This is a genomic window from Mycobacterium sp., from assembly GCF_049802695.1.
Taxonomy (GTDB): domain Bacteria; phylum Actinomycetota; class Actinomycetes; order Mycobacteriales; family Mycobacteriaceae; genus Mycobacterium.
In genome coordinates, this window is record NZ_JBARMY010000167.1 from 1 (window position 1) to 13,443 (window position 13,443).

At 65.0% G+C, this 13,443-nt stretch carries 13 protein-coding genes and 1 pseudogene; 8 read left to right on the forward strand and 6 right to left on the reverse strand.

Annotated features, from left to right (window positions below; all coding sequences use genetic code 11):
* The first annotated feature begins 306 nt into the window (after positions 1-306).
* From WA317_RS06765 to WA317_RS06795, 7 genes and pseudogenes are all read left to right on the forward strand, one after another.
* On the forward strand, positions 307-1,335 hold the full coding sequence (locus WA317_RS06765; RefSeq protein ID WP_425172304.1) for an NAD-dependent epimerase/dehydratase family protein: 1,029 nt from the start codon (positions 307-309) through the stop codon (positions 1,333-1,335).
* A complete protein-coding gene (locus tag WA317_RS06770) occupies positions 1,335-2,363 on the forward strand; it encodes an LLM class flavin-dependent oxidoreductase (protein ID WP_425172305.1) in 1,029 nt (342 codons plus the stop codon). Before WA317_RS06765 ends, WA317_RS06770 begins: the two co-directional genes overlap by 1 nt.
* A 37-nt stretch (positions 2,364-2,400) precedes the next feature.
* The gene (locus WA317_RS06775) at positions 2,401-3,084 is read left to right on the forward strand and encodes a TetR/AcrR family transcriptional regulator (RefSeq protein ID WP_425172306.1); all 684 of its coding nucleotides are present in this window, start codon (positions 2,401-2,403) and stop codon (positions 3,082-3,084) included.
* Between the two features lie 48 nt (positions 3,085-3,132).
* Positions 3,133-4,386: a cytochrome P450 gene (locus WA317_RS06780; RefSeq protein WP_425172307.1), complete on the forward strand. Its 1,254-nt coding sequence runs from the start codon at positions 3,133-3,135 to the stop codon at positions 4,384-4,386.
* A 57-nt stretch (positions 4,387-4,443) separates the two neighbouring features.
* Positions 4,444-5,554, forward strand: a pseudogene (locus WA317_RS06785) (AMP-binding protein); the annotation flags it as partial.
* 165 nt (positions 5,555-5,719) lie between these two features.
* On the forward strand, positions 5,720-6,052 hold the full coding sequence (locus WA317_RS06790) for an AMP-binding enzyme (RefSeq protein ID WP_425172315.1): 333 nt from the start codon (positions 5,720-5,722) through the stop codon (positions 6,050-6,052).
* Positions 6,031-6,612, forward strand: a complete 582-nt coding sequence (locus tag WA317_RS06795; protein ID WP_425172308.1) for a nitroreductase family deazaflavin-dependent oxidoreductase — start codon at positions 6,031-6,033, stop codon at positions 6,610-6,612. The genes WA317_RS06790 and WA317_RS06795 overlap by 22 nt, the downstream gene beginning before the upstream one ends.
* A 282-nt stretch (positions 6,613-6,894) precedes the next feature.
* Here WA317_RS06795 and WA317_RS06800 read toward each other — a convergent pair whose 3' ends face one another.
* The 3 genes from WA317_RS06800 to WA317_RS06810 form a co-directional block, all read right to left on the reverse strand.
* Entirely contained in the window at positions 6,895-7,365 is a 471-nt protein-coding gene (locus WA317_RS06800; RefSeq protein ID WP_425172309.1) for a nitroreductase/quinone reductase family protein, read from the reverse strand.
* 101 nt (positions 7,366-7,466) lie between these two features.
* Complete coding sequence (locus WA317_RS06805) at positions 7,467-8,330, reverse strand: hemerythrin domain-containing protein (RefSeq protein ID WP_425172310.1); 864 nt, start codon at positions 8,328-8,330, stop codon at positions 7,467-7,469.
* Positions 8,331-8,527: 197 nt separating this feature from the next.
* Positions 8,528-8,977 carry a MarR family winged helix-turn-helix transcriptional regulator gene (locus WA317_RS06810; RefSeq protein ID WP_425172316.1) on the reverse strand — a complete coding sequence of 150 codons (450 nt, stop codon included), beginning with the start codon at positions 8,975-8,977 and terminating at the stop codon, positions 8,528-8,530.
* Positions 8,978-9,434: 457 nt separating this feature from the next.
* On the opposite strand from WA317_RS06810, the gene WA317_RS06815 reads away from it, so the two are divergent.
* Positions 9,435-10,211, forward strand: coding sequence for an SDR family NAD(P)-dependent oxidoreductase (locus WA317_RS06815; RefSeq protein WP_425172311.1), 777 nt, complete (start codon positions 9,435-9,437; stop codon positions 10,209-10,211).
* Positions 10,212-10,369: 158 nt separating this feature from the next.
* Here WA317_RS06815 and WA317_RS06820 read toward each other — a convergent pair whose 3' ends face one another.
* The 3 genes from WA317_RS06820 to WA317_RS06830 all read right to left on the reverse strand — a co-directional run.
* Entirely contained in the window at positions 10,370-11,551 is a 1,182-nt protein-coding gene (locus WA317_RS06820; RefSeq protein WP_425172312.1) for a cytochrome P450, read from the reverse strand.
* Entirely contained in the window at positions 11,538-12,956 is a 1,419-nt protein-coding gene (locus WA317_RS06825; RefSeq protein ID WP_425172313.1) for an ABC1 kinase family protein, read from the reverse strand. The genes WA317_RS06820 and WA317_RS06825 overlap by 14 nt, the downstream gene beginning before the upstream one ends.
* Positions 12,957-13,096: 140 nt before the next feature.
* Positions 13,097-13,443 (reverse strand): hypothetical protein (locus WA317_RS06830; protein WP_425172314.1); only part of this gene is annotated, 347 nt, incomplete at its 5' end.

Here is a 13,443-nt window from a genome sequence, read left to right on the forward strand (position 1 = left end):
GGCTCCCGCAGCGCCGAATCCGACGACGACGACGTCGAACTGCGGATCGACGGTTTCGCTCATCGCTCTCCCTTTCCCGATCAACGGCTACGGCATGCTTCGTTTGCGCCGGCGCAGTGCACTCACCCCTACGGGCTTGCGTATATAAACGAGCGATTGCTTAGATAGCATGGTTCGCGGCGGCCAAAGGTGTCAAGGGCACCGTCCGTGACACCGAGCGACGGCATCACGGGGACGACGCACAGTGACCACGGAAGGACGAGGGCTGATGCAGCCGGATACGCACGGGCACGATGGTGGACAACGGTGTCGTCGTTCGAGGTCCAGACGATGAAGGTCGCGGTCACGGGACCGGCCGGGTACGTCGGCCTCAATCTGGTGGAGCTGCTGCTGGGCCGCGGGCACGACGTCGTCGTCGTCGACAACCGCGATTTCAACCGGCTGGCCAGTTTTCGGCTGACCAAGGTGCGCGACAGCATTCTCGATGCCGCGGCGATGCGCGCCGCCCTCGACGGTGTCGAGGTGGTGTTTCATCTCGCGGCGATGATCACCATGGCCAGGCGCAACGATCTGGCGTGGCAGGTGAACACCGAGGGGGTGCGCATCGTCGCCGAAGCCGCGCACGCAGCCGGGGTGCGCCGCATGGTGCACTGCAGCTCGCTGCATGCGTTCGATCATCGCCATCACGACGGCCCCGTCACGGAGGAAACTCCACGCTCGACGGCCGAGGATCTGCCGCTCTACGACCGGTCGAAATGGCAAGGGGAATGCGAGTTCCGAGCGGTGATGGATCGCGGCCTCGACGGGGTCATCGTCAACCCGACGGGTGTGGTCGGTCCGGTCGACTACGGGCCGGTGCGGCTGAATCAGCTGCTGCTGCAGGGGGCGCGCGGTCTCCTCCCGGTGGTCGTGACGGGCGGTTTCGACATGGTCGACGTGCGGGATGTCGCATTGGGTATGTGTGCCGCTGCCGATCATGGCCGCACCGGTGAAAACTACCTTTTGGCAGGTCATTTCACCGAGTTCATCGACGCTCTGCGCATTTCCGCGAACTGCAACGGCAAACGCGGACCGCGAGCCGCCATTCCGCTGTCGGTGCTGGGCGCGTGTGCACCCATGCTGGACGTCTTGGGCAGGATGACGCGACGAGACATCGTCGGCGCCGCGGCGATCGACACCGTGCTCAACGCACCGCGGGTCGACGCCACCAAGGCCCGGTGCGAGTTTGGCCACGACCCACGCCCCATCGAACAGACCATCGGCGACTTGATCGCGTTCTTCCGCGATACCAAACGCCTCAAGGGTCGTCGCGCAGCCGTCCGGGGAGTGGTGTGATGGGTCTGGTCACCGCGTTGCGGCTGAACATGACCAACGCTCCCGGCGCCACGCACGGGGAGCGTTACGCGGCCGCTCTCGACATGGCCGCCTACGCCGACGCGCGCGGTTTCACCGGGATCAGTTGCGAGGAGCATCATCTGGCCGTCACCGGTTGGCTGCCCTCACCTCTGGTGTTGGCGGCCGCTGTCATCGCCCGCACGACCTCTGTGGCGGTGACCGTCAACGCCTTGCTCATCCCCCTCTACGAACCGTTGCGGCTCGCCGAAGACATTGCCGTTCTGGACAACCTGTCGCGGGGCCGGTTCAGCTTCATCGCCGGCATGGGCTACCGGCCCGAGGAGTACGCGGCGCTCGGTAAGGACTGGTCGCGGCGTGGCCAGTTGATGGAAGAGTGCATCGAGGTCCTCGTCAAGGCTTGGGACACTGAACCGTTCGTCCACAACGGACAGCTCGTCGATCCAACCCCGAAGCCGCACAGCCGTCCTCGCCCGTTCTTCTTTGTCGGCGGCATGAGCAACGCGGCGGCCCGCCGTGCCGCCCGCTTCGGGCTGCCCTTCGCTCCGCCGATGGCGATGCCGGAGGTGGAAGCCACCTACCGGCGGGAGTGCGACGGCCGCGGGCACCGCGCCATCGTCTATCGGCCGGAGAGCGGCAGCACCGTCACCTTGCTCAGCCACGACCCCGACGCCGCGTGGAAGTCCTACAGGGGATACCTCGCCAACGAGGCAGACGAGTACCACAGCTGGAAACGCGAGGGGGTTCTGCGTCCGCACGATGGGCCCGCCGACTCCGATGCACAGCCGCGCCGTCATGGCGGCGTGGAAATCCTCACCCCCGATGAACTCATCGGCCAGATTCGCTCGGGCCGAATGGAAGTGGTGATGAACCCGTTGATGGGCGGGCTTCCCCTTGAGGTTGGGTGGGCGAGCCTGCGGCTGCTTGGCGAGGACGTGCTGCCCGCGGTCACCAAGGACTTCACAGTCTTGACCGCAGCGCCAAGCGACACTACCGTGAAGAATAACTAATCGATCGGTTATATCGGAGCCAGGAAGGAGCGACCGGATGGTTTCGGGTTCGCGAGGGGCTGCGGTGACGACGCCGCCGCCTCAGCTGGGTCGCCCGGTCGGGGCCAACGGTTCGCAGACGCGGCGTCGCATTCTCACCGCGGCGATGCGCTGCGTCGCCGAGGTCGGCTATTCCAAGGCGTCGATCCGCGAGATCGCCCGCTCCGCCGAGGTGAGTAGTGCCGCGTTGTACAACTACTTTCCGACCAAATCCGACCTGCTGACCGCCGCGGTGGCCGAGATCGAGGCCGTTGCGCTGCCCCGCCTGCGGGCCGCCGGTCAGCGTGACGGCGACACGGTCGACCGGCTCGCCGCGGTGCTCGACGAATCGGATCAACTTATGCGGGAGTATCCGTATCTGGCCGCGTTCGAGCGGGCGATCCGCGCCGAGGCGGCCGCCGTCGTGCGGCCGCTGCGGTCCTCGGGTGCGGAGCTGGAACCATTGCGCGACATCATCGCCGACATTATCGACGACGCCCGCGCCCACGGGGCGTTGCCGCGAGGCTGCGATGCCGACGGGGTCACCGACGCCGTCTACGCCTTGGCGCGAGGATTGACCGAGCAGGCGGCGTCCCTGCCTGCACCGGCCTATCGTTCCGCGCTGCAGTCCGCCAAACAGTTGATCCGCGGAACTCTTTTCGTGACGCCGACGCCGCCGCGAACACCGCGACGACGACGCTGACCGTCGTGGACCACCCCTTTATCGTCGACCGATCATTGAGGACAACTCATGACTAGCCCACAGCTTCCCCCCGGTTTCGACTTCACCGATCCCGACATCTACGCCGAGCGGCTCCCGGTCGACGAGTTGGCCCAGTTGCGCGAGGCCGCGCCGATCTGGTGGAACGAACAGCCCATCGGCAAGGGTGGCTTCAACGACGGCGGCTTCTGGGTGGTCACCAAACACAAAGACGTTAAAGGGGTATCGCTGCGCAGCGACGTCTTCTCCACCTACGAGGACACCGCGATCCCGCGGTACCCCGATGACGTGGAGCGCGAGAACATCGACATGGCGCGTGCGTCGATCCTCAACATCGACGCCCCCCATCACACCCGGCTGCGCAAAATCATCTCCCGCGGCTTCACCCCGCGCGCCATCGGAAGCCTGCGTGGCGAACTCAACGAGCGCGCACAGGCCATCGTCAAAGCCGCTGCAGCGCACGGCTCCGGGGATTTCGTCGAGCAGGTGTCCCACGAGTTGCCGCTGCAGGCCATCGCCGAGCTGCTCGGTGTGCCGTTGGAGGACCGCGCAAAGCTGTTCCGCTGGGCGGACGAAATGACCGGCAGCGAAGACCCCGAGTACGGGGACATCGACGGCCAAGCGTCGTCGATGCAGGTGCTGGCTTACGCCATGCAGATGGCCGACGTCAAGGCGAAAAATCCTGGCGACGACATTGTCACCACGCTGGTGCAGGCAGGCATTGATGGGGAGAAGCTGTCGGACGCGGAATTCGGTTTTTTCGTTCTCACGCTGGCCGTGGCAGGGAACGAGACAACGCGTCACTCCATTAGCCAGGGCATGATGGCGTTCAACGACTTTCCCGATCAGTGGGATTTGTATAAGCGGATGCGGCCCGAGACCGCGGCCGACGAGATCGTGCGCTGGGCCACTCCGATCACCGCATTTCAGCGCACCGCGCTAGTGGACACCGAGCTTTCCGGCGTGCAGATCAAGAAGGGCCAGCGGGTGGTGCTGTTCTACCGCTCGGCCAACTTCGACGACGATGTATTCGAGGATCCCTACACGTTCAACGTTCTGCGCAGCCCCAATCCGCACGTCGGTTTCGGCGGCACCGGTGCGCACTACTGCATCGGGGCCAACCTGGCGCGCATGACGATCAACCTGATCTTCAACGCGATCGCCGACCAGATGCCCAATTTGCGTCCGCTTTCGCCGCCGGAGCGACTGCGGTCCGGCTGGCTCAACGGCATCAAGCATTGGCAGGTCGACTACCAGGGCGATCAGCCCGCTCAACGGGTCTGACGTCATGCTGCCCTGGAGCCGACTCACCGCACTCATCTCGCGCATCCGGCAGGAAACATGGGCGCTCGGACACGTCGCCCGCGCCGGCGGGCTGCGCCCGATGCCGGTTCGTCGGCTCGGCGCAATGGCGCAAGCGATGCGGAACTACGGGCCCACCGGGGGGCGGTCAGCGTCGCCGCGATCCGTCACGGCCAGCGCACCGCACTAATCGACGAGCGCGGCGCGGTGCGGTTCTGCGACCTCGACGACCGATCCAACGCCGTCGCGAACGGGTGGCGCGATCAAGGACTACGCGCGGGCGACACGGTCGCCATCCTGGCCCGCAACCATCGCGGATTCTTGGATGCGCTGTTCGCGGCCGCCAAGAGCGGCGCCCGAATCGTACTGCTGAACACCGACTTCGGTGCCGACCAGATCCGCGACGTCCTCGACCGTGAGGGCGCCGACCTGCTGGTGCACGACGCCGAATACGACGACGCCGTCACCGGACTTGACCTACGACTGGGGTGTGTGCGGGCCTGGACGGACCAGCCTGACAGTGTGTCGCTCGACGCGCTGATCTACGACGGCGATTCCTCGCCACTGCCGGCTCCCGCGGCCCGGGCCACCATCGTCATCCTGACCAGCGGCACCACCGGAACACCCAAGGGCGCACCACGCTCAGAACCACGCTCGCTGCTGCCGGCGGCCGGGCTCCTCAGCAAGGTGCCGTTCCGGGCCCGCGAGGTCACCGAGTGCAGCGTTCCGCTGTTTCACGCCCTCGGGTTCGGTCACGTCATGCTCGGACTGCTGCTGGGGTCGACGCTGGTGGTGCGCCGCCGCTTCGACCCGCAGGCCACTCTGAACAGCCTGGCCGTCAACCACGCCTCCGCGGTGATCGTGGTGCCGATCATGCTGCGCCGCATGGTCGATCTGGATCCACGCGGCTGGGCCGGCCGAGACCTGTCGGCGTTGCGGATCATCTTCGTCGCCGGATCGCAGCTCGGCGCGGCGCTGTGCACCCGCGTCACCGACGCCTTCGGGCCCGGTCGTCTACAACATGTACGGCTCCACCGAAGTCGCCTACGCCACCATCGCCACCCCGCACGACCTGACCGCCGAGCCGGGCTGTGTCGGGCGCGTCGTGCCCGGGACGGTAGTCAAGGTGTTCGACGACGCCGACCAGGAATGCGCCCTCGGGACACCGGGACGGATCTTCGTGGCCAACGACATCCAGTTCGACGGCTACACGGGTGGGGACACCAAGCAGTCGATCGGCGGCATGATGGCCAGCGGCGACATCGGCCACTTCGATTCCGGGGGGAGGCTGTTCGTCGACGGCCGAGACGACGAAATGATCGTCTCCGGCGCCGAGAACGTCTTCCCGGCCGAAGTGGAGGAAGCCCTGGCCACTCACCCGCAGATCCTAGAAGCCGCAATCGTCGGCGTGCCCGATGACGAATACGGGCAGCGGCTGCGTAGCTTCGTCGCGCTGCGTCCCGGCGCGATTCTCAGCGACACCGACGTCAGAGACTATGTGCGGCAACGACTTGCGCGGTTCAAGTCGCCCCGCGACGTGATCTTCGTCGACGGCCTGCCCCGAAATTCCACAGGCAAGGTGCTCAAGCGACTGCTCGACACCGATCCCCATTGTGAGGTTATCCCATGGACTGGCACACGCCCGTGAACATCCCGCCGTCACTGCGCTACGAAGACGGCCTGTACGTGTTCGAGCGATTCTCGCGTGGCGGCGCAGTCACCTCAGTACGCGACAAGCGCATCCCTACGCCCGCACTCCGAGAACTGCACCGGCCATGGTTCGCGGTGTGGATGCCCACAGGCGTCGCCACACTGACCACGACAGGGCGCAAGTCGGGAAAACCGCGAACAACATTCGTCCGTGCCTACCGAGGCGCCGATACGGCCTACCTTATTTCGATTACCGGCGAGCACGCCCTGTGGCTGAAGAATATCCGCGCGAACCCCGAAGTAAAACTGCGCTTTCGGCGCGCGACGCTGCGTGGAGTGGCTCGAGACCCGCGCAACGACACCGAACGGCACGCAGTCAGTGAGGCATTCTGCAGCAGCACGCACCCGTTCGACTATTTCGAGAACATATTTCACCGTAAAGGATTACCCAGCCGGACCAAGATCGTCGAACTTCACGCAGCGTGGCTGAATGGTGGAGTACCGGTAATCGTGGACACCCGACCGGAGACCGATCCGCGTACCATGAGCGAAGATTGACAAGCACTGGTAAGCCGGTTTACTGGACTCGTGCTTATGCGGATGTCTGACCTTCCTGATGGGCGTGCACGGTCTCGAGGCACGAGGAAATGTCACATCTGAGGACTACGACCCAGTCTTAGCGCCGTTAGTCGATCGGCTCCGGCAAAGCGGCCAGCGGTTGCGGCTGCTCCACCAGATCGGGCCGGCTTTCAATCGCCTCACACCCGCAGCTCTCCAGGGCGGACACTATAGTGGTTGCGAATCAACTGGGGACGTGCTGGCAGAGTTGGCGCGTGCGGCCTACTGCGTTGGGGTGGGTCGGGTGCGCAGCCGGATGACGGGGAGTTCGCGGTCGGTTTTCTGCTCGTATTTCGCGAAACGCTCTGCCGTGCTGGTGATGTGGCGCCAGGCGTGCTGGCGGGCGGTGCCGTGCAGCTGCTCGGCGCTGACATCGATGGTGCGGCCGGCGATCTGGATCTGCACGGTGTCCGGGTGGGCGGCGAGGTTGTAGTACCAGGCGGGGTTCTTTGCCGCGCCGTTCGCGGACGCGACGATCAGCCAGCTGTCGGCGCCGTCGGGGAAGTAGGCGACCGGGGTGTGGCGTGGGGTGCCGCTCTTGGCGCCGACGGTGCTCAGGACCAATGCCTGCATGCCCATCACCTTCTCGGCGTTGCCGCGGATCCGGTTCATGTTCCAGCGGTTCATCCAGGCCATCAGCTTCCCGCCGGGCTGGCGGGCACCGCGGGTGCCGTGCGGGGTGTCAAAGCTCATCAGATCTCTCTCCTTCTCCTCGATTGGTTGGCGGTCAGCGGCGGCGGAGCCGGTACCGCTGGCCAATTTTCACGGGCCGGTGCTCCGGGCCCGTGGTCTGTTCAGGGTCGCAGCGGGCCGCGGAGTCGGGCGGTCTCGTGGCGGTGTTGGCGTACCCCGATGAAGCGGTAGGCAAGTCGGGCGGGTGCGGGTATGGCGGCGAGGAAGTCGGTTCGTTCCCGGGAGGCGGCGTCTTCGAGGAGGTAGCCCAGCACGATCAGTCGGCGTGTCAGGGGTATCGACACCAGTCCCCGTTGGCCCACCTCGTGGTATTCGGCGGCGGTGATCACGCGTTCGACGATCGGCAGGATCTCCGCTTCTTCCTCGTCGAAATGCTCGTCGAGCCCGTTCGAGATCTGCTCCAGCAGCGTGGTCAGTGGTGTGCTGGTGTGCGCGTTGGGCGCGTCCTGCCACGCGGGCAGCGCGGTCGCGGCGTGCTCGAGCAGCACCGCGAGGCCGTGATGCTGGCTGTCCATGCGCGCGAGCAGACCGGTGTGGAACCGGGTCCGGGCCGACAGTCTCGGCCACAGCAGTTCGTCCTCACCCAGGTGGTGGTGATGGAGGATGTCGAGAACTTCGCGGGCATGCCTGGCGACGGTGCGGGCCCGGGCGACGTCGCCGGCAGGTACCGCAGCGACGAGTTGGGGCAGCAGTGCGCATTCGCGGCGGAACATGCGGTGCACGATCACCATGTCACTGGTGTCGCAAAGCTTGGGCGCGGCGCTGTGGGCGTTCATGGCGGCCCCGGCCGCCGCGTCGATGGGCTGCTCGGGGGCCCTCCCCCGGATCTCGGCGAGGATGCGCTCGCGGGACAGTTCGGTGTTCTCGTGCTCGCGGGCGTGTGCCTGCACGTTGCTCACCAGCTCCTCTTCGGTCTCCCCGGTGATGACGGTGCCGGACGGACCGCAGGTCAGGCTGATACTCATGGCGATACTCCCTCTACTGGGTGTTGCGGGTCTGCGTGCCGTGCCGGGCCCGTCTGATCGAGATACTGTCAGGATCACTGACTACACTAGTCAACGAATCTGACTATATCAAGAGGGGGAGTTGAAGCCAGCCGACGTCCGCCGGCCCGGGTTGGGCCGGTGGGCAATCGGGTTCGAGGGCCGGCGGTTCGGCGCAGCTAGGCTTCGCGCGCGTAGGGGTCGGTGATCTCGCGGAGTTGATCCAGGATCTGGTGCAACAACGTGAAGTTGCGGGTTCCCAGGAAGGCCCTCCACTCCGCCAGGATCTCGGAGGATGTCGCCATCGCCACCTCGGCCGCCCGCCGGCCACGTTCCTCCATCACGATCAACCGGGCGCGCCCATCGGTTGGGTCGGGGACCCGGCGCACATAGCCCAAGCGTTCCAGTTGATCGACCAGCACCCCGGCGCTCTGTTTACTCATTTGCGCCTGATCAGCGAGGTCCGTGAGACGCGAACCGTGCGGGGCGAGGCGTTGAAACACCCGAACCTGGGCCAGGGTCCAGTCGTCGAACCCGGCATCCTGGATGGCCTGGAAGATTCGGTCCTCCATGTAGCGATACGGGATCAACAACGCCACCCCTAGATCAACCGGCTGCTCGTCGTCCATACCGTTCTCGGCTCCATCGCCCACCTGCTCTCATGAGGTACACACCTTACGTCAGCACTGCCGAGTCGGACCGCTGCCGACAAGACCGCACCGCCGCGCGCGCATCGCTGCACTCGCTGAGTTCCGCACGTGTCAGCTATGCGCTTCAGCGACTTCGCACATGTTGCCATCGGTCCTACTCTATGACTATATTAGTCATATTGCCTGACTAATATGATGGAGGCGGCGATATGAAAGCTGAGCGATGCCGCCACCGGGAGCGTCGGCGGATCATCCGGCCAGTGGCGCCCGCCGAGCATCCGCCAAAGCAAACGACCGGGCGCTGGTGCGACCAAGGAACCGTCGAGCGGTCCCATGACACGGTCATCGAACGAGCACCCGACACCGCCGGACCGACCCACGAATTCTGCACATGCAAAGACGACACCCAACAGATAGAGAGAACAGAGGTAGCACCATGACATCGACATCAACCCTGGCCGGCAAACGGGCCCTGGTCACCGGAGGCAGCCGCGGAATAGGCGCCGCGATCGTGCGGCGCCTCGCCTCCCAGGGAGCCGCCGTCGCGGTCAACTACCGATCCGATCGCGCCGCCGCCGACGCGCTCGTCGGCGAACTCCGCGACCACGGCTGGGTCGCATCGGCCTTCCCGGGCGACGTCACCGACGCGGCGCAGACCCACGAGCTGGTCGGCGCGGTGATATCGGAATTCGGCGGCCTGGACCTGTTGGTCAGCAACGCCGGGGTCGAGCACTTTGGCGCGCTGGAAACCATCACCCAGGCCGATTTCGATCTCCTCTTTCAAACCAACGTGGCCGGACAACTGTTCGTCACGCAGGCGGCCGTCGCCGCGATGACCGATGGCGGCCGGATCGTGCTCAGCTCCTCGGTCAGCGTTCGCCTGGCGGTCTATCACCACGCCCTATACGCGGCAAGCAAAGCCGCCATCTCGGCCATGGTGCGCAACCTGGCTCCCGAACTCGCCGAGCGCAACATCGCCATCAACGCGATCGCCCCCGGCGCCACCGCCACCCGCATGGCCACCCGCTACGCCGCCAACTACACTCCCCCCGCACTCGCCGACGTCCCGTTCGACGCGCTCATCCGTTCGATGAGCGCGCTTGGTCGGTTGGGCCAACCCGACGAAATCGCCGCCGTGGTCGCGTTTCTACTCTCCCCAGAAGCGTCCTTCGTCACCGGCACCACCATCGAAGCCGACGGCGGCTGGAGCTAACGCGCTGCGCTCAACGCCGCGCCACCCTGGCTGGACCTGGTGGCAGAGCAGCTCTAGACGTTCGACGACGACGACAACAAACAACACAATGGTCCGTCGTGTCGACATTGCCGATCGCATGCGAGAGCACGCTCGTTACCAGCCTCTCAGCGTTTGGGTTATGAGTCGAAAACCATTGCGAGATCGCGCGGTCCGCGGATTACGGGCGTGTCGCGCCAAGTCGCCAAGCCGGCCAGTCGGGGTTTGCGTGCCAGGATCAGGCGCAGTGCCATCGTCGTTTCGAGTCGAGCTAGAGCCGCGCCGAGGCAGTAGTGGGCGCCATAACCGAAGGCCAGTGGAGCTGGCCCGAGACGGCTGGGTCGAAACTGGTTCGGTTCGTCGAACACCGCGGGATCTCGATTGGCGGCGGCGATCACTACCAGAGCCTGTTGGCCAGCAGCGATTTCCATGCCGCCGATAATCTGATTCTGGGTGGCCGTACGCGCCGTTGCCTGCACGGGACCGTCGAGTCGCAGCAGTTCGGTGATCAGCGACGGGTCGGCTGGGTTGATGCTGTCGACCATGCGGGTGCCCTCTGGCCTGACCGTGAGGAGCCGAACCATGGCAGAACCCAACAGGTTCGCCGTTGTCTCATGGCCGGCGACGGCGATGAGGACCGCGGTGATGACGACGTCGTCGAGCTCCAAATCGGGGGCGGCGGCTATAAAGCTCAGCAGGTCGTCGCCGGGGTGGGATCTGCGGTCGGCGGCCAGTGGAAGGAACTCAGTGATGAGCGAGGCGAATGCCGCGGCACCGGCCTCGACCTCGTCTGGAGCAGCGATCGCGCCGAGCATCCGGATGATCGCGGGCGACTCTTCGCGCAGCAGCTCGGCGCTGTCGAAATCTAGACCGAGCCACTCGGCGGCCACGGTGAGCGGCAGTGGCAGTGCAATGGCGGCCATGAAGTCGAACATCGTCCCGGTCGCGGGGTGTTCGATCGCGCTCGCGGCGATGGCTTCAACGCCAGCCTCAAGGCCGGTGATAGCGGAGCGGGTGAACACGTCGCGCACCGATCCGCGTAGCCGGTCGTGATTGGCTCCGTCGGTGAGCAGCATGGACCGGTCGACCAGCTCGGAGCCCAGGAAACTCAGCGCGGTGCGCGCGTTCGGGTTCGCCAAAGGATTGCTGGTCCAATCCGGTCCGGCGAGCACCTGGCGGGCGGCGTCATAACCCAAAACTAGCCACGCCTGGGCGGTTTCGTCCCACACCACGTCGCCGTGGCGACGGCGAAGTTCGTAGAACGGGTAGGGATCTGTTGGGTCCCACGGAAGCTGTGGCGCTGCGGTGTCAGGGGTGGTCATGGCGCTCCAATCCGTACGGCAGGCCGCGTTGGCGCACCCAGGCGTCATGCTGCTTACCCAACGGTGTCGTGGGTTCGGCGGCCCCGTCCATGTCGTCCAGGATCGACCGGGCATAGACAGTAGCTCCCAGCGCGGCGCAGATCGGATTCATGGTCAGGCTGACCCGGGTGAAGAACACTAAATCTTCGGGGACCGACAAGCGACGTACGGGGTGGTCGGGCGAGCGGACATCGATCAGGGCGCCAATGGCACGTTTCGAGGTGTCCTGGGTGTAGGTGACCGGCTGGGGTGCGTGCACCTCATAAACGAGCTCTGCCATCCACTGGTATGCCTCGTCCACGGTAAGTGCGGGTACGCCGGTGAAGTAACCCAACTTGGCCATCAGGTCATGCATCTCGTGTTTGCGTCCGTCAACTGCCGCACGGATCATCCGGAGGTAGGTGTAACGCTGGCGCTCAGGCAGGACCTTCACGCAGCCGAAGTCGATGAATCCGACCGTGCCGTCTTCGCCGAAGCAGTAGTTCCCCGGATGAGGATCGGCGTTGAACAGATTCGCATGCCGAATGCCTCCCCCACCGAACCGAAAAATGACCTCTGCCCAGCAATCCTTCAGTTCTTGGTCGGCTTGTTGCGCGGAGGCCCAGTTCATTCCGTCGAGAAAGGTCATAGTCAGCACTCGGTCACCGCACGCTTCAGCGATGACTTCTGGTACCCGGATGAAGGGATGACCGCGGAAAAGGTCGCTGAATGCAGTGATATTAGCGGCCTCATGGCGGTAATCGATTTCCTCGGCGATGCGGTCGGCGATCTCACGTGCCGCCTGTCGAAGATCAGGCATCCCGGTACCGGATGCCGAGGAAGCGAAACGGAAAAACGTGGCCAGCAGTTCTGTGTTCGCCAGATCGTCGCGGATCGCTTCAGCCACACCTGGATATTGAATCTTGACCGCGACGTCGCGGCCGTCATGCAGGACCCCTCGGTGAACTTGCCCGATCGACGCCGCCGCCATCGGCTCGCTGTTGAACTCGGCGAACACCTCCTCGACGGTTCGGCCGAGATCAGCTTGCAGCACTTCGTTAGCCAGCGCTGGTTCCATGGGCGGCGCATCGGCCAACAGTCGGGTGAGCGCTTTCTGGTACGGCGAAAGGCTACCGGTGCCAACGGAGCTGAGGTCGACCATGGAAAAGATCTGCCCGGCCTTCATGAGCACACCCTTCGAGTGACCCAGTAGCTCGGTATACCGCTCGGCTGTGCGCTCGTGGAAGCGGGCCACGGCTCCAGCGTCGCCCGTCTTTTCCCGCAACGCGGCCACCATCCGCCCGCCGGCAGCCCGTGCGGTGAACCCGGCTAACGGCATCGTGCGCCGGACCCGCCCGCGCGGAAGCGGACTTTCGTTGCTTGGCATCGCGATCTCCTCGCGGCGCGTCGACCCAGGCGTTAAAGTGATCTCTGCTTGATATTAATCTCTCCGACGATCACCGCCGCCGCCCCTCTTTCGACGCATCAGATTCGGTCTATGTCGTAGACAAGAGACTCGCCGCAGGTTCAGGTGATCGGGATTGGTGGGCGGTTGTCTTCAGCGGCACCGAGCAACATCGTGCCAGCTCCCGTGTTTCCATCCAACGCGGCGGTATAGGCGGAACCCGTGCCTCTCCCCTGCCGCATCTGCACCGATTCGATACTTCGCATCGGGAGGAATACGGCGGGATCGAATATGGCGGGTTGCCAGTAGAGTGCTCCATATCCGTTAACCCATTGCCGCACAACTTGATCGTCGACATCTAGAAATCTGTCTACACGACTGGCTGTCTGTAAGTGGTTTGTCCTCAACGCTTTTGAATCCCATCGCAGCGCGCTATCGTAAGGGCGCTGTTTCTTCAGATGAATCAGCT